Below are 17368 nucleotides of genomic sequence, written 5' to 3'. Positions count from 1 at the left end.
GATGAAGAAGCCCCGGGACTGAACACCTGTCGAAGCCTAAAGCCCGTAGAATATTGAATGACCCTGTGTGCCTTGAGCGCATTGACCATACAGAGCTCACCGCTTCGGACAGCGGAGAGGAAAGAAGGACGATGGATACCGCATCTCACGCACCCGGCCAGAACCTGCTGGGCGGCGACGCTCAGACTCTGCGCCCGAATTCTGTGCGCCCGGTGAGTTTGGCGCACCTTCGCGAACATCTGCAGGGATTGGGTGCTCAGGTGAGTTCCCAGCTGGCTAGTGGCGTTCAGGGTTCTGAATCCGGTGATTCTGTTGAGGTTACCGGTATTAGCATGGACTCCCGAGGTGTTCGCCCGCAGGACCTGTACGTGGCTCTGCCCGGTGCGAAGGTGCACGGTGCGCAGTTTGCTGAGGCCGCGTTGAATCTGGGTGCTTCCGCTATTTTGACGGATGCTGCCGGTGCGCAGCTGCTGGGTGAGGCGCCGGTGCCTGTCCTGGTGGCTGAGAACCTGCGCGAGTATGTCGGTCCGTTGGCTGCGCTGATTTATGGTTCGGCGTCGTTCCCCGCCACCCACCGCTATGCGGTGACCGGTACGAACGGTAAGACCACCTCCACCTACATGTTGGAGTCGGTGTTCCGCACCGGCCTGGGTGTGAAGACCGGTCTGATTGGCACTATTCAGATTCTGATTGATGGTGTGTCGGTTCCTTCGAAGATGACCACCCCGGAGTCTCCTCACGTGCATTCTCTGCTGACGATTATGGGTCAGCATCAGGTGCGTTGCGCGGCGATGGAGGTGTCTTCGCACGCGATTGATTACCACCGTGTGGACGGCGTGAAGTACGCGGTTGCTGGCTTTACGAACCTGACTCAGGATCACCTGGATCTGCACGGCACCATGGAGCACTACTTCGACTCGAAGGCTCAGCTGTTCACTCCTGAGCGTGCTGAGCTGGCTGTGATTACTGCTGATGACGAGTGGGGCGAGAAGATGTTCTCCGCCGCTTGCGAGCAGATGGGCGCTGAGCAGGTGCACCGCCTGGTGACTGCGCGCGGTGCCGGTCTGGCTGAGGTGCCCGCAGAGTTTGGTGCCCGCGACTGGGCTGTGGTGAAGGTTCAGCGTGAGGGTCTGGGCCACCGATTCCACGTGGCTAATGGCGCCGGTGAGAGCGTTGAATGCTACACCGGTCTGCCCGCTGACTTTAACGTTTCGAATGCTGCGCTGGCGGCTCTCATGGCGTACCTGGACACTGACTCCGCTGAGCGTGAGCGTCTGCTGCCTGAGCTGGCGTCCAGTTCGGCTCTGACCCCGGTGGTGCCGGGTCGTATGCAGCTGATTTCTTTGGCTCCGCACGCGATTGTGGACTTTGCACACAACCCGGACGGTCTGACCCGTGCCCTGGAGGCGATGGACCGCCCCGGCGACGGCAAGGTCATGATTGTTTTCGGTGCGACCGGTGAGCGTGACCAGCTCAAGCGCCCGATTATGGGTGCGATTGCTGCGCAGAATGCGGATGTTGTCATCGTGACTGATGACGATCCGCACGGTGAGGCGCCCGAGCCGATTCGTGCCGCCGTTGAGGAGGGCGCGCAGAAGGCTGAGAACCGCCGAGCCACCCAGATCCTGAATATTTCTCCGCGTGCCGCCGCTATTGATGCGGCAATTGCCCTGGCGGGCGAGCATGACGCCATCCTGATTGCTGGCCGCGGCCACGAAACCGAACAGGATGTTGACGGCGTGGATATCGCCCTGGACGACCGCGTTGAAACCGCCCGTGCCCTGCGTGCGCACGGTTTCGAGATTCTGCCTGACTACCAGCGCATGCTCGATGAAAGTGACTCTAAGACCGCTGAAGGTATGGTGAAGAATGATTAAGCTCAGCGCCGCCCAGATTATTGAGGCAACCGGCGGCACCGCTATCGGCCTGGAGGGCCGTGAGGAGCAGGTGTACGCAGACTTCGCCACCACCGACTCCCGCGAGGTGCAGACCGGTACCCTGTTCGTGGCGAAGCCCGGTGCGGTCACTGACGGTCACAGGTTCATCCCCATGGCGTTTGAGCGGGGCGCGACCCTGGCGCTGGTCGAGCGCGAAGTACTCGACGAGCAGGGCATGCCCTACCCGAGCATCCAGGTGCCCGATGTGGTGCTGGCGATGGGTGATTTGGCGCGCTACTCCATTGAGCAGATGCGTGCTCAGGGTGAGCTGACCGTTATCGGTATTACCGGTTCTGCCGGTAAGACCACGACGAAGGACCTTCTTGCCGCCATTTTCACCCCGGAGGGCCCGACCGTTGCCCCGGTTGGTTCCTACAACAGTGAGGTGGGCGTGCCCCTGACCGTTTTCCGTGCGGATGAGTCCACCCGCTACCTGGTCATTGAGATGGGTGCGGACCACGTGGGTAACATCGAGTACCTGGCGAATATTGCGCACCCCGATCACGGTGCAATCCTGAAGGTCGGTACCGCGCACGCTGGCGAGTTCGGCGGCGTGGACAATATTGAGCGCACCAAGGGCGAGCTGGCTGAGGGCGTTCAGCCGACCGGTTCCCTGGCGCTGAACGCTGACGATGAGCGCGTGCTGCGCATGGCGTCGCGTTCGGTTGCACCCATTACCTACTTTGGTGTGGGCGAGAAGACCGACGCGAACGGCCAGCCCTACGAGCGCTACGTGGCGGCGTTGAACCTGCGCACCACCGACGCTGGCTGCCCCGAGTTCACTCTGCGCCTGCCCGACGGTAGCGAGTACGAGATTTCCTCGCAGCTGATTGGTGAGCACCACGTGCACAACCTGCTGGCTGCGGCGACTGTCGCCTACAACAGCGGTATTTCCGGTGAGAAGATTGCTCGCGCGCTCAATAAGGCAGCGGCAACTTCGAAGTGGCGTATGGCGCGCACCGACCGCGCTGATGGCGTGACCGTCATTAACGACGCGTACAACGCGAACCCCGAGTCGATGGCGGCGGCACTGCGCACCCTGGCGCAGCTGGGCCGCACCGTTGACCCGGCGACCGGCCAGCCCCACCGCACCTGGGCTGTTCTGGGCGCCATGCTGGAGCTCGGCGACGCCTCCGTGGAGGAGCACGACCGCATCGGCCGCCTCGTGGTGCGCATGAACATTTCCAAGCTGATTGCTGTGGGCGACGAGACGAAGCCCACCTACAACGCGGCTCACCTGGAAGGCTCCTGGGGTAATGAGGCGACCTGGGTGAAGACCCCGGAAGAGGCAGAGCAGATTCTGCGTGCCGAGGTTCGCCCCGGCGACATTGTGCTCTTCAAGTCCTCGAACGGCGCGAAGCTGGGCATTCTGGGTGACCAGGTTGCTTTCGCCGAGTACACCTTTGGCGTTGAGAAAGAGCAGGCACCGACCTGGCTTTCTGCCGGTGACTTTGTTGAAACCACCGATTTGAGCGACCACCTTGCCGTTCACCTGGACGGCACCGCTAAGGGCGACCGTACTTTGACCGAACAGACCACGAACGAAGGGTAGCGCTTTATGATTACCGTGCTGATTGCTGGAATCTTCGGATTCCTCATCTCCCTCACCGCGCTGCCGGTGTTCATCAAGAAGATGAAGTCCCTCAAGCTCGGCCAGCTCATCCGTGAGGAAGGCCCGGCGGCCCACCAGCACAAGGCGGGCACCCCCACCATGGCGGGTCTGATCTTCATCCCCGCGGCGATTCTCGCCTACTTCTTGACCCTGGCGGTGAGCGCGCTGCTCTTCGGTACCGCGCCGGTACCGACCGCTACCGCGTGGCTGACCATCGCCTTCACCCTGGGCATGCTCGGTGTGGGCGCGGCGGACGACATCATGAAGTTCCGCAATAAGGGCAACGAGGGCCTGACCGAGAAGCAGAAGACCATTGGTCTTCTGGGCGTGACCCTGCCCTTCGCGTACCTGGCGTTCCAGTTCCCGAATGAGTCGGGTGCACGTCCGGCGTCGACCGCTATCTCTTTCGTACGTGACCTGCCCATTGACCTGTTCGCGGCGGGCGCGGTCTTCGGCTCCATCCTGTTGGTTGGTTGGATTACCCTCATCTCCCTGTCCGGTACGAACGCGGTGAACTTCACCGATGGTCTGGACGGCCTGGCTGGCGGCATCATGATGACCATCTTCTCCGGCTACCTGACCATCAGCATCTGGCAGTACGTGCACGCCTGCTCCGCTGGCGCTGGCACTGCCTGCTACGATGTGCGCGACCCCGGCTCGCTGGCGCTGATTGCTGCTTCCCTGGTGGGTTCGCTGGCTGGCTTCCTCTGGTGGAACGTGTCGAAGGCACAGATCTTCATGGGCGACTCCGGTTCTCTGGCGCTCGGCGGCGCAATGGTTGCCTTCGCGCTGTTTACCCGCACCGAGCTGCTTCTGCTGGTCATCGCTCTGATTCCCGTGCTGGAAGTGTTCTCTGTGATCGTGCAGAAGTTCGTGTTCAAGACCAGCCGTAAGCGTTCGGTCGCAGCGGGGGAGAAGCCCCTGCATGCGCACCGTTACTTCCGTATGACCCCCTTCCACCATCACATGGAGAAGGTCGGCGTCAACGGCATGTACTCAATTGATAAGCGAGGCATTGCCCCCGGTACCGTCAGCAGCGGCGAAGTGAACTCCGTGTTCCGCCTCTGGGTTGTTAACGCCCTCTGCGTGCTCGTTGCCCTGGCGCTGTTCTTCGGTGACTGGTTCTCGCAGACTTCTGGAGTGATTCACTAATGTCAACTAATGAACAGCCGGATACAGCTCGCATTGAAGCGAACGCCGCCGCTATTGCGGTGAACCCGGTGTATGAGAACGAGCGCCTCGCGGAGCTGACCCACTGGGGTGCGCCCTGGGCTAACCTGCGCGTGGTCGTGGTGGGTATGGGCACCAGCGGCGACGCTGTGACCGACGTGCTTGCCCAGCTGGGCGCGAAGATCGTTGTCATCGACGGCGCGGATACTCCGGAGAAGCGTGAGCGCATCGAGATTTACAAGAACGCGTACGGCCCGGTTGAGGGCCTGTTCGGTCCCGAGCACATGCGTGCCCTGCCCCTGGTGGACGGTCAGGAACCCGAGCTCGTGGTGACCTCTCCGGGTGTGCGTCCCGACCACCCGGTGATGCTGGACGCTTATGAGCGCCGTATCCAGATTTGGGGCGATGTTGAGCTGGCATGGCGTTTAAACGAGCGTAGTGGCCTGCCGACCCCCAAATGGCTGTGCCTGACCGGTACGAATGGTAAGACCACCACCGTGGGTATGGTCGATTCCATCCTGAAGGCTGCCGGCAAGAAGGCTATTCAGGTAGGCAACGTGGGCATGCCCATCGTGTACGCCATTGCCGACGATGAGCCCTATGAGTTCTTCGCGGTGGAGCTGTCCAGCTTCCAGCTGCACTGGACCCATTCGATGTCCCCGTACGCTTCGGTGGTTCTGAACATTGCTGAGGACCACGTGGACTGGCACGGTTCGTTCGAGCGTTACAAGGCTGATAAGGCTCGCGTGTACGAGCACACTCAGGTTGCCTGCATCTTCAACACCGACCATGTGGACACCCTGCGCATGGTTGAGAACGCGGACGTTATTGAGGGCGCTCGCGCAATTGGCTTCAGCTCCACTGAGATGCCCGCCGTGTCGATGCTCGGCCTGGCTGAGGACATCATGGTGGACCGCGCCTTCTTGAAGAACCGTTACAACGAGGCGTATGAGCTGGCGGTTCTGGAGGATTTGGCTCCGGCTCCCGGTAAGATGCCTGCGAAGCACACCGTGGAGAACGCTTTGGCGGCTGCGGCTCTGTGCCGTGCGGCTGATATTGACCCGAAGGCTGTGGGCGCTGGCCTGCGTTCCTTCAAGACCGGTGCGCACCGCAACCAGCTGGTGGGCTACGCGAACGACATCATGTGGGTGAACGATTCGAAGGCTACGAATCCTCACGCTGCGAACGCGTCGATGAGCGGCTACCCCTCGCTGGTGTGGATTGCTGGCGGCCTGTCGAAGGGCGTTGAGTACGATGAGCTGATTGCTGCTCACGCTAAGCGCCTGAAGGCTGTGCTGATTATCGGTACCGATACTGCGGCGTTGAAGTCGGCGTTGGCTAACCACGCTCCGCAGGTTCCGACCTACAATATGACCGCCGCTGTGGCTGATTCTTCGGACGGCGTTGCCGTGATGAACGCGGCCGTTGCGAAGGCTACTGAGCTGGCGCATCCGGGCGATACCGTGCTGATGGCTCCCGCGTCTGCGTCGATGGACCAGTTCAAGAATTATGCGGTGCGCGGTGATGCGTTTGCGAACGCTGTTGCCGCCCAGCTGGCAGACTCTTAGGACGTTGCCTGCAGGGGCGTCTCGGGTAACCGGGGTGCTTTCTGCGGGTTCTTCTCGGGGGTGGGATGGTAACGGTGTCCCACCCCTGAACCTTTTTCGTGTATTCGCCACGACGGATCCGTGGCAGTTGAGGCCTATAGGAGGGCATGTGAGTACCAGCGCATCTTCGGAGCGTTCGGCTTCTTCAGCGCGTTCGACTACGAGTGGTCGTTGGGCGTCTTTGCGAGCCGGTTTGGAGGATTTCTCAGCGCCGTTCCGTGCTCGTGCCGGTAGGCTGTACCGTCGTGGTTTGAAGGCTGACCTGTGGGATGTGCCGGTGATGCTGCTGGTGACGACCCTGGGTCTGGCTATTTTTGGCTGCATTATGGTGTTGTCGGCTTCGAGCGTCACGATGATTTCGCAGGGCCAGTCGCCGTTCTCGCAGGTTTCGTCTCAGATCATGTTCTTGGTCCTTGGCGTGCTTGCGATGGCGGGTATTACGCGTATTCCGGTGGGCGTTTACCACAAGAAGTTTGTGGTGTATGCGATGCTGGCTACCGCTTTGGTCATGCAGCTTGCTGTGGTGGTTGTCGGCGTTGAGGTGAACGGTAACCGTAACTGGTTGAAGCTTGGCCCGGTGCAGATTCAGCCGTCGGAGTTTTCGAAGCTGGCGATTATTATGTGGCTGGCATGGGTGTATAGCCGCCACGGCGATATTTCTCGCAGTATTTGGCGCACGCTGTTCCCCTCGATTTATGGTGTGGGTGCCCTGGTGCTACTGATTATGCTCGGTGGCGATATGGGTACCGCCATGGTGTATGGCTTCATCTTTGTGGGCATGATGTGGCTGGCGGGTGCTTCTCGCAGCTCGCTACTGAAGATTGGCGGCGCGTTTGCGGTGTTGGCGCTGGTGGGTGTTCTCAGTAGCGCGAACCGTGTGGCTCGTATTTTCGGTATTTGGGGTTCGTGCACGAACGCTAACTGTGACCAGGCGAATTCTGGTGAGGTGGCGCTGACGACCGGTGGCTTCTTGGGTGTTGGTCTGGGCCAGTCGCGCCAGAAGTACAACTACCTGGCTGAGGCGCATAACGACTATATTTTCGCCATTATTGGTGAGGAGCTGGGTCTGCTGGGTACGCTGGCGGTTCTGCTGCTGTATGTGGGCCTGGTGTATTGCGCGGTTCGTATTATGCTGCGTACTACTGATCCGCTGGTGCGTTTGGCTACGGGCGGCATCATGATTTGGTTGACCTCTCAGGCGATTATCAATATGGGCATGGTGTCCCGTATTTTGCCGGTGATTGGTGTGCCTTTGCCGTTTGTCTCCTATGGTGGTTCGTCGCTGTTGTCCTCGTTGTTTGCGGCGGGTTTGTTGTTGGCGTTTGCGCGGCAGACTCCGTTGCGTGGCGCGACGAAACCGTCGAATATTGAGACCCAGAGTGCGCGTGAGGTTCGTCGTGCGAATGCTGAATGGCAGCGTCGTACGCCGTTGCAGGATGTGCTGAATCAGGAAGAGGCTGCTCGTGCGGCTGCCGGTGGTCACCTGTTGAAGGAACATAATCCTTTGAAGGTTGTTTTCGGTCCGGAGAGTACGTTGCGCCGCTGGTTGGGTTTTGCGCCGGATCAGCAGCGTGAGTTGTCTCGTATAGCTCGTGAGCAGCGGAAGGAGCAGGAGCGCCAGGCTCGGGAGCAGGCTCGTCGCGAGGAGGAACAGGCTCGCCGGGAGGCGGCGCAGGCTCGAGAAGAGGCTCGTCGTGCTCGTGAGGAGGCACGTCTGGCTCGTGAGGAAGCTGCCCGTGTGAAGGCGGAGCAGAAGGCTGAAGCTCAGAAACAGAAGGCCTCGCAGAAACCTGCCCCGCAGAAGCCTGCACCGAAGAAGGCAGCTCCGCAGAAGGCTCCCGCTCAGCCTCGTACCGGTCAGCAGGCTCGTGTTGCCCAGAAGAGTACTGCCTCTACTCGAGCGGCACAGGGTAAGCCTGCTCAGCCTCGTACTGCTCAGCCCCGTACCGCTCAGCAGCCTGCTGCTCAGAAACCTGCTGCTCAGAGGCGAGTGCAGCAGCCTCGTGCTACTCAGCCCCGTAGCGCACAGCACCGTCCGTCGGGTTCGCTACCTGCGGGTCTGCAGCCGCTGCATCCTGAGGACCGTCAGCGTCGAGCCCAGCGACAGGGTAATCCTCGACAGGGCGCTCAACGTCAGGCAGCGCCGCGACAGGGTACCCAGGCAAAGAGCGCTCAGAAGAACGGTGCTCAGCAGGCGCAGCGTCCGGCTCAGGGCGCGGCTCGGAACTCGGCTCAGCGCGGCACCCGCAAGCAGGGCTAAACCCCGCGGAACCCGCTCCGTGAAGCCTGCATATCGGGGGGCTGACATTCGGGGGAACGAGCTGCGGTTCGTGTCTCTACCCGTGATGAATATGCGCTGAATATAAGATAAAGCCCTCGCTATTGAGTTGTAGCTCAATGGCGGGGGCGCTCTTTTGAACAGGTGCGATAGCGTAAAATGATGCTGTACCGATGTGTTGGGAGAAAGACCTATGACGAAGAAGGCGCCCTCTATAGTCTTCGCCGGTGGTGGCACCGCCGGTCATATTAATCCGATGCTCGCGATTGCGCGTGCGGTTCGTGATCTTGAACCGAACGCTAAGATTCTGATGCTGGGCACTGCGGATAAGATGGAAGCCGAGCTGGTTCCGGCAGCTGGTTTCGATATTGAGTTCATTCCTCGTGCAGCGTTCCCTCGTAGCATTAACCGTGCCGCTTTGGCTTTCCCCGCTAAGTTCTTTGGTGGCCTGTCGAAGACCCGCCGCATCCTCAAAGAAGCAGATGCAGACGTGGTTGTTGGCGTGGGTGGCTACGTGTGCCCGCCGGCGTACCTGTCGGCGTTGAGCGCTAAGATTCCCGTGGTGATTCATGAGGCGAATGCGAAGCCCGGTTTGGCGAACCGCCTGGGTGGTACGTTTGCGGAGTTCACCGGTGTGGCGTTCCCTAATACTCCTTTCCCGCGTGCAACCCTGGTGGGTATGCCGATGAAGGATGAGATTGCCTACCTGAACCGTGAAGCGCACCGTTCGAAGGCTCGCCGTAACCTGGGCTTGGACCCGCAGAAGCCGACCGTGATTGTGACGGGCGGTTCGCTGGGTGCGTTGAGCCTGAATAATGCGGTGGCGGCGTGCCGTGACCACTTTGCGGAGTGGGACTTCCAGATTCTGCATATTACCGGCAAGGGTAAGGCTGTTCTGGATGAGAATGGTGAGCCGCTGAGCGCCCCGAATTACCGTCAGATTGAGTTCAGCAACGGCATGCAGGATGTGTATGCTGCCGCTGATCTTCTGCTGGTGCGTTCGGGTGCGGCGACCGTCAGTGAGGTTGCTGCGGTGGGTGTTCCCGCGATTTTTGTGCCGCTTCCTATTGGTAATGGTGAGCAGGCTCTGAATGCTCGTTCTCTGGTGGAGGCGTCTGCGGCTCTGCTGGTGAAGGATGCAGAGGTCACCGGTGAGTGGTTTGCCCGTGAGATTCCGGCTCTTATGGCGAACCCGGAGGAGCTGGAGCGCATGGGCGCTGCGGCGTATGAACTTGGTATCCGTGACGCGGCGCGCGTTATGGCTGAAGCAGTATTGAAGGCAGCTGAGAAGTAATGACTGAATTGATGAATCTTGAGATGGTGTTGCCGGCACCGCTGAACCCGCCGTTCCCTGAGCGTGCGAAGATGAGCGAGTTGGGCCGTGTGCACTTCATCGGTATTGGTGGCGCGGGTATGAGCGCTATTGCCGCTCTGATGCTGCAGGCTGGTGTGACGGTGAGCGGTTCTGATCGTGCGGAGTCGGCTACTGTTGAGTCTTTGCGTGCTGCAGGTGCTCGTGTGGGTGTTCCTCAGCAGGCTGAGAACATTGTGGACGTTGATACCGTGGTGATTTCTACTGCGATTCGTGAGGATAACCCGGAGCTTGTTGCTGCTCGTGCGCAGGGTCTGCGTGTGCTGCATCGTTCTGAGGCGCTTGCCGCTGTGATGGGTGAGGCTCAGGTGGTTGCTGTTGCCGGTACTCACGGTAAGAGCACGACCAGCTCCATGATTTCTGTGATGTTTGATCAGCTGGGTGCTGACCCGTCGTTTGCGGTGGGTACTGTGATTGCTGGTCGCGGCACGAACGCTCACCTGGGTGCTCAGGGCCCGGAGTCGATTTTTGTGGCTGAGGCTGATGAGTCGGACGGCTCGTTTGTGCGTTACCGCCCGGCTATTGCTGTGGTGACGAATGTTGAGCCGGACCACCTGGATTTCTATGAGACGGATGAGCGTGTCTTTGAGGCGTTCAACCGTTTTGTGGGTTCGCTGGCGCCCAACGGTGTTGTGGTGACCTGTGCTGATGATGCGGGCGCGGCGGCTTTGGCGGCTCGTTCTCGTGCGGCGGGTGTGCCCGTGGTGACTTACGGTGAGTCGGCGGATGCTGACCTGCGCATTAGCGAGATTACCAGCGCTGGTTCTTCCTCGTCGTCGCACCTGTCGTGGTCGTTTGAATGCCGTGGCGTGCGTTATGAGGGTGAGCAGGATATTGCTCTGAAGGTGCCCGGTATCCACAACCAGCTGAATGCTTCTGCGGCTTTTGCTTCGGCTCTGATTTCTGGTTACGAGGCTGCTGATATTGCTCGCGCGCTGGCTGATTTCGTGGGTGCTGACCGCCGCTTCACCCTGCGCGGTGAGGTTGCCGGCGTAAAGGTCTTTGACGACTACGCGCACCACCCGACCGAGGTGTTCCGTGCCCTGGAGACCGGTCGTACCGTGGCTGATGGCCATAACCTGTACGTGATTTTCCAGCCGCACCTGTTCTCGCGTACTCGCGAGTTTGCAAAGGAGTTCGCTGAGGCCCTGTCGATGGCTGATCGTGCTCATGTACTGGATATTTACCCGGCTCGTGAGCTGCCGATTGAGGGTGTGACCAGTGAGCTGATTACCGGTGCTGGTTTCTCTGAGGTTCGTTACGCTACCGCTGAGGACGCTATTGAGGATATTGTGACGTGCGCTCAGGCTGGCGATATTGTGATGACCGTTGGCGCTGGCGATGTGACCGCTTTGGGTGCGCGTCTGCTGGAGTCCCTGGAGATCCGTCACAGTGGCGAGTCGAAGAAGTCGGAGGCTTAGGCTGTGCCGATGAGTTCTGGTCTCTCTTCGGAGGGGCATTCCTCCTCGCGCGCGCCGAAGGCTCCGCGTTCGCGTGCTCGTTTGCGCGCCCAGCAGGTAGCTGAGAATGTGCAGGTTGAGGCGGCACAGGCTAAGCCCGTGCAGCCGCAGGCCACCCAGCCTCAGGTTGTGAAGAACGCAGAAATTGCTGAGGCTGTGAAGCCCGCGGAATCTGCGAAGTCTGCGGAAGCTGTGAATCCTGCCGGGGCTGCATCCTCGGAGGCTTCTGCTCAGCCTGCTGGTGCGCAGTCTGCCGCTACCCAGCCTTCCGCTGCTCAGCCTTCGAGCTCCGTTCGACACATACCGCGTAAGCCGGTGGTGCATAAGTCGCACAGCCAGAACGGTGCTGATTCTTCGGCTCAGAAGAGCGCGGCGGCGGTTCATTCTTCGGCGCAGTCTTTGAAGGATTCGGTGCGTTCTGCGCTGATGACCGGTCGTACCGTGTCTGAAGTTGAGCACGCGCCCGAGCTGTTTGATGTTGAGGCGTTTGAGGATTCTTCGTCTAAGACTGAATCCGCTAAGACTGCATCCTCGCAGTCGGTGAAGAGCGCAGAAAAGGAAGTAGCCGATCAGAAGAGTTCTGACAAGAAGTCTTCTGCCGATTCTGTTGAATCTCGCGAAGAGTCTGCCGCTCAGAAGGCTGAGGAACGCGCCGATAAGGCGGGGGAGAAGGCTGTTGAAGAGCCTCGCCCCACGAGTCGTTTTGGTCGTTGGCGTGCCGAGCGTGAGCAGCAGCGCGCCGCGGAGATTGAGAAGGAGCGCGAGCGTGCGAGCCGTCAGGCTCACCGTGAGCGTCTGCGTCATGATCCGGGTCTGGACGGTCTGCGTGCTGAGGAGCGCCCCCGTAAGGAGCGTGCGCCTCTGACTCGTGCCCGTAAGCTGCTGTACACCGCTTCGGCACTGGCTATTATCGCGGTGTTGTATGTGGTGCTGGTCTTCTTCTCGCCCCTGTTGGCGACTCAGAAGATTACGGTGCGCGGCACATCCCTGCTGGAAACCACCCAGGTGGAGCAGAAGCTTGAGCCTCTGCGCGGCGTTCCGCTCACTCGCATCGATGAGAAGAAGGTGCGTGAGCTGCTCGGGCAGGATAATGTGATTCGTAGCGTGCAGGTGGAGAGCCGTCCGCCGCATGAGCTGGTGGTGACTCTGAAGGAGCGTACCGCGGTTGCGGTTGTGAAGCAGGGCGATACGTACCATACTGTTGATAGCGATGGTGTGAGCCTTCTGGAGTCGGCAACCCAGCCCGATACGTCGGTGCCGCTGGTTCGTTTCAGCGGTGATGACCCGCAGACTTCGGCTGAGTTCCACACTATTTCTACCGCGCTTTCGGCGATGCCCTCTGAACTTCTAGCTCAGGTTAAGGAAGCCGGCGCTACGTCAACCTCAAGTATCACTCTAACCTTGAGGGATAATACTACGGTGCAGTGGGGAACCGCTGAAGAGAGCGAGTTAAAGGCTAAGGTCCTGCTCTCCCTGCGCCAGGCTATTGCTAAGCGTGCTCAGGAGGAGAAATCTTCCGAGGCACAAACGCAGAAGGTGACCGTCTATGACGTGTCTGCCCCGCGCGTACCGGTGACCCGTTAGGGGAACCATTCAGGCGCTTTATCCTCCCTTTTTGTGTGAAATCCGCAAAAAGAGGGGGTAATTGCGCTGTGTGACTAGGAACCGACAAAAACAGTTTGGTATCCTAGCAGATAAAGTCATTCTTTAGAGGAAACCTTCAGGCTTAGATTAAGCTGCGGGTCTTCCGAAGCTGGAACACGGAACAATCGAGGAATACATGGACGCTGGAACTCCCCAGAACTACTTGGCAGTCATCAAGGTCGTTGGTATCGGCGGCGGTGGCGTCAACGCAGTCAACCGCATGATTGAGGTTGGTCTGCGCGGCGTTGAGTTCATTGCTATCAACACTGACGCTCAGGCTCTGCTGATGTCCGATGCAGACGTTAAGCTGGACGTTGGTCGTGAGCTGACCCGCGGTCTTGGCGCGGGCGCAAACCCCGAGGTTGGCCGTCAGGCAGCCGAGGATCACGCGCAGGAAATTGAGGAAGTCCTCAAGGGCGCAGACATGGTCTTTGTGACCGCAGGTGAGGGCGGTGGCACCGGTACCGGTGGCGCACCCGTCGTGGCACGTATTGCCCGCTCCCTCGGCGCTCTGACCATTGGTGTGGTGACCCGCCCCTTCACCTTCGAAGGCCGTCGCCGCTCCAACCAGGCTGAGACCGGTATCGCTGCTCTGCGCGATGAGGTTGATACCCTGATCGTTATTCCGAACGACCGACTGCTGTCGATTTCGGATCGCAACGTCTCCATGCTGGACGCATTCAAGTCCGCTGACCAGGTTCTGCTCTCCGGTGTGCAGGGCATTACCGACCTGATCACCACCCCCGGCCTGATCAACCTTGACTTCGCTGACGTTAAGTCCGTCATGCAGGGTGCTGGTTCGGCTCTGATGGGTATCGGCTCGGCATCCGGTGAGGACCGTGCCGTGAAGGCAGCTGAGCTGGCTATCGCTTCGCCGCTGCTGGAAGCATCCATCGACGGTGCACACGGCGTTCTGCTGTCCATTCAGGGTGGCTCCGACCTGGGTCTGTTCGAGATTAACGAGGCTGCACGCCTGGTTCAGGAAGTTGCTCACCCCGACGCAAACATCATCTTCGGTGCGGTTATTGACGACGCACTGGGCGATGAGGCTCGCGTGACCGTGATTGCTGCTGGCTTCGACGCAGTGAACCCGGAGACCAACTCCAACGCTTCCACTGCTGCGGCTACTCAGGCTCAGCGCACCCAGGCATCCTTCGGCGGTTCCACCGCTGCGGCTGCTCCGGCTGCTAACGGCTACGGCTACAACGCACCCGCTGCTGCTCCGGCTTCCACCGGCGCTGCTGGCTTCGACGTTGACCTTCCCCCGGTTGTGGAGGAAGCTCCGGCTCGCCGCGACACCCTGGACGTCCCTGACTTCCTGAAGTAGTCTGCCCGGCTGTGAACGCCTAAGCGTTGCACGGCTGAGAGTCTTATGAAGCTATAGGGGAGCTGAGAAACACGCACATTGTGCTGTTCTCGGCTCCCCTTTGCTATACCCGCCGTTATACCCGCTGACATCTGATGAAGGAATAGAAGATGAGCGATAACCCCAAAACTTCGCTGCTTGCCTCTGCCGATACCCGCACCCTGGGCCCCTGGCGTGTGCGGGTGGGTTTCACCTCCCGTGCAGCGGGCAACCTGGGCCTGCATGTGGACGATGAGCTCGGCGGCGGTATGGATGCCTCCCTGGTGCGCACCCTCAACCACCGTGCCGCCCTGGAGGAGGCGCTGGGTACCGAGCCGTTCTTCTACCTGAACCAGGTGCACGGCGTGCAGATTGCCTACCCGGAAGACTATGCGGTGGAATCCTACGCGCCCGGTGCGCCGCAGGAGCGTACGGTTGAGCGTGCCCGCGCGGTGCTGGAGAACTCCCCGGTCGCCGATGCGGCGATTAGCAGTGAGGGCGTGCCCCTGGCGATTATGGTGGCGGACTGCATTCCCGTGGTGCTGGTGGGTGAGCGGGTCGCGAACTGGCAACCGATCCTGGCGGTGGCTCACGCTGGCCGCCGCGGCCTGCTTGACGGCGTGCTCCAGCAGACCGTGCAGCGGATGCGTCAGCTCGGCGCGGAGAAAATTACCGCCTGGCTGGGTCCGAGCATCTGCGGTAGCTGTTACGAGGTGCCCGAGGCGATGCGCACCGAGTCCACCGAACTGATTCCGCAGGTGCATTCGGTGACCAGTCAGCAGACCCCCGGCTTGGATCTGCCCGCCGGCGCTCGCGCCGTGCTGGAGGAGGCGGGTGTGCAGGTGAGCATGGACTGTGCGCAGTGCACGTTTGAGGAGCCCGAAGTGTATTCGCATCGCGGGTTCACGAACCGCGGTGAGAAGCCGGGCCGTATCGCGGGTCTGGTGTGGATTGAGAAGGCGGCAGAGCCTGCCGCCTAGAGCTGCTAAAGATAGGGCCGCTAAAGATAGAGCCGCTGAAGAAGAGAAGATGTCTGAAATGAACGTAGAAGAGAACCTGCAGTACACTCCCGAACGCGCCGAGCAGCTGCTGCAGAACTACCGCCGCGTGCTTGAGCGTATCCGCACCGCGGAGCAGGACCACAGCGCCGTGCGTACCGAGGCGAGCGCCCCGGTGCAGCTGGTGACGGTCACGAAGTTCTTCCCCGCCTCCGACGCGGCGGCGCTGCTGGATGGGGGAGTGACCCTCTTCGGTGAGAACCGCGACCAGGAGGCGAGCGGGAAGGCTCGTGAGCTTGCCGCCTACTGCGCCCAGCGTGAGGTGCAGCCCCCGCATTGGGCGTTTATCGGTCAGCTGCAGACGAACAAGGCGAAGTCTGTGGTCAAGTACGCCTCCAGCGTGCATTCGGTGGACCGCCCCTCCCTGGCGGACGCGCTGGCGAAGGCGTACGCGAACCAGCTCTCCCACTTTGAGGCGGGGGAGGCGCCCGCACCCGCGGCGGCGGAGCAGGGCGCGCTGACCTGCCTGGTGCAGGTGTCCCTGGCGGAGGTCGCGACGGCTGGCCACGCCGCCGAGGGCGCGCGCGGCGGTACGAGCGCCTCCGAGCTGCTGGAGCTGGTGGAGCGCATCGAGAATCACGAGCACCTGCGCTGCGGTGGCGTGATGGCGGTGGCACCGCTGGGCATGAACCCGGATGCGGCGTTTGAGAAGCTCTATGGTTTGGCCTCGCTGGTGCGTGAGCAGGTGCCGCACGCGACCGAGATTTCCGCCGGCATGAGCGGCGACCTGGAAGCGGCGGTGCGCTGGGGCTCGACCTGCGTGCGCGTGGGTAGCGACATCATGGGTAAGCGCCCGGCGCTCTAGGCCCTTTAGCCGTTAGTCTTTTCAGCTGATGGGTCTGCTGGCGGCGGCATAATCATCGGTGCCCTGACCACCCGCGCGGGGTGGGCGCTGGTAATATATACATGCCGGTGCATGACGTACCGTCACGCACACACCTTCTGACGAAGCACCACGGCAGACCCTGTACACCACAAGCAAAGAACAGCGAGAGAATCATGGCGAAGCAAAGCCGTCTGGCGGGTTTCCTCGGCCTGGAACGATACCAGGACGCCGAGGCGACGTCGGAAGAATCCCCGCAGGCTGTGCAGGCTGACACCCGCAAGGAGGCGAACGCCTCCGCAGGGCAGGCTGCTACAGCACAGAAGACCGATAGCGCCAACAGGCTCTCAGCACTGCCCGGCTCGGCACAGTACAGCGATGCCGAGTCGCAGAGCGAAACCTACCATCTGCAGGACGAACCCGCCTATACTGAACAGGAAGAGTACCTGCAGGCTGATAGCTACGATGACGGTACAGAAACCGAGTATCTGGACGCAGAAGAACCTGCCGACGGACGAGCAGCCGTAGATGCAGCGGCACACGCCACCGCTCATACACCTGAAACCACAGCTGATCTGGCGGAAACCGAACAGACTTGGGACGACGCCAGCGCAGACAATTGGGAGGACACCCCGGTGCCGAATACCGAATACACCGAGCAGTACGCCGATACGTACTCCAACGACGGCTACTACGAACAGGGCTACGAGCCCGAAGAAACCAACGGATACACCTACGGTTACGAGGAAGAAGAGGACGAATTGCGTCGTATCACCACTATCCACCCCCGCTCCTACAATGACGCAAAGATCATTGGTGAGGCATTCCGCGAGAACATCCCCGTGATTATGAACGTGGAAGAAATGCCCGATGCAGACGCAAAGCGCCTGGTGGACTTCGCATCCGGTCTGGCATTCGCACTGGAGGGCCGCATTGAGCGCGTCACCGCTAAGGTGTTCCTGCTGACCCCCTCCAACCTGGAGGTTCTGGGCGTGGCTAACTCCGAGGTTCCCGCCGGCTTTGAGACCGACGGCGAATTCCCCTTCGACCAGGGCTAAGGAC

Annotated in this window: 11 protein-coding genes and 1 pseudogene; all 12 read left to right on the top strand. The window is 60.7% G+C overall.

All coding sequences use genetic code 11. The features are described from left to right. Nucleotides 1-131: 131 nt before the first annotated feature. On the top strand, nt 132-1877 hold the full coding sequence (locus tag HMPREF2884_RS07855; protein WP_070616589.1) for a Mur ligase family protein: 1746 nt from the start codon (nt 132-134) through the stop codon (nt 1875-1877). Continuing rightward, on the top strand, nt 1870-3489 hold the full coding sequence (murF, locus tag HMPREF2884_RS07850; RefSeq protein ID WP_070616587.1) for a UDP-N-acetylmuramoyl-tripeptide--D-alanyl-D-alanine ligase: 1620 nt from the start codon (nt 1870-1872) through the stop codon (nt 3487-3489). The genes HMPREF2884_RS07855 and murF overlap by 8 nt, the downstream gene beginning before the upstream one ends. 6 nt (nt 3490-3495) lie before the next feature. Next, on the top strand, nt 3496-4701 hold the full coding sequence (gene mraY, locus HMPREF2884_RS07845) for a phospho-N-acetylmuramoyl-pentapeptide-transferase (protein ID WP_049340736.1): 1206 nt from the start codon (nt 3496-3498) through the stop codon (nt 4699-4701). Beyond that, nucleotides 4701-6287 carry a UDP-N-acetylmuramoyl-L-alanine--D-glutamate ligase gene (gene murD, locus HMPREF2884_RS07840; RefSeq protein WP_070616585.1) on the top strand — a complete coding sequence of 529 codons (1587 nt, stop codon included), beginning with the start codon at nt 4701-4703 and terminating at the stop codon, nt 6285-6287. Before mraY ends, murD begins: the two co-directional genes overlap by 1 nt. Nucleotides 6288-6435: 148 nt before the next feature. Continuing rightward, nucleotides 6436-8586, top strand: a complete 2151-nt coding sequence (locus HMPREF2884_RS07835; protein WP_070616583.1) for an FtsW/RodA/SpoVE family cell cycle protein — start codon at nt 6436-6438, stop codon at nt 8584-8586. A gap of 211 nt (nt 8587-8797) precedes the next feature. Next, complete coding sequence (gene murG / locus HMPREF2884_RS07830) at nt 8798-9898, top strand: undecaprenyldiphospho-muramoylpentapeptide beta-N-acetylglucosaminyltransferase (RefSeq protein ID WP_070616581.1); 1101 nt, start codon at nt 8798-8800, stop codon at nt 9896-9898. After that, nucleotides 9898-11397: a UDP-N-acetylmuramate--L-alanine ligase gene (murC, locus tag HMPREF2884_RS07825; protein WP_070616579.1), complete on the top strand. Its 1500-nt coding sequence runs from the start codon at nt 9898-9900 to the stop codon at nt 11395-11397. Before murG ends, murC begins: the two co-directional genes overlap by 1 nt. A 9-nt stretch (nt 11398-11406) precedes the next feature. Further along, nucleotides 11407-13020, top strand: a complete 1614-nt coding sequence (locus tag HMPREF2884_RS07820; RefSeq protein WP_246827949.1) for a cell division protein FtsQ/DivIB — start codon at nt 11407-11409, stop codon at nt 13018-13020. Nucleotides 13021-13216: 196 nt separating this feature from the next. Further along, nucleotides 13217-14407: a cell division protein FtsZ gene (ftsZ, locus tag HMPREF2884_RS07815; protein ID WP_005507755.1), complete on the top strand. Its 1191-nt coding sequence runs from the start codon at nt 13217-13219 to the stop codon at nt 14405-14407. 149 nt (nt 14408-14556) lie between these two features. Then, complete coding sequence (locus HMPREF2884_RS07810) at nt 14557-15405, top strand: purine nucleoside phosphorylase YfiH/LACC1 family protein (RefSeq protein ID WP_049340724.1); 849 nt, start codon at nt 14557-14559, stop codon at nt 15403-15405. 49 nt (nt 15406-15454) lie between these two features. Then, the gene (locus HMPREF2884_RS07805) at nt 15455-16288 is read left to right on the top strand and encodes a YggS family pyridoxal phosphate-dependent enzyme (protein WP_049337577.1); all 834 of its coding nucleotides are present in this window, start codon (nt 15455-15457) and stop codon (nt 16286-16288) included. A gap of 764 nt (nt 16289-17052) precedes the next feature. Beyond that, nucleotides 17053-17364, top strand: a pseudogene (locus HMPREF2884_RS09400) (cell division protein SepF); the annotation flags it as partial. Nucleotides 17365-17368: the final 4 nt, after the last annotated feature.

It is taken from the genome of Rothia sp. HMSC073B08 (assembly GCF_001812975.1).
Lineage (GTDB): Bacteria > Actinomycetota > Actinomycetes > Actinomycetales > Micrococcaceae > Rothia > Rothia mucilaginosa.
The sequence above is the reverse complement of the archived record's forward strand: the minus strand, read 5'-3'. Positions and strand labels throughout refer to the sequence as shown.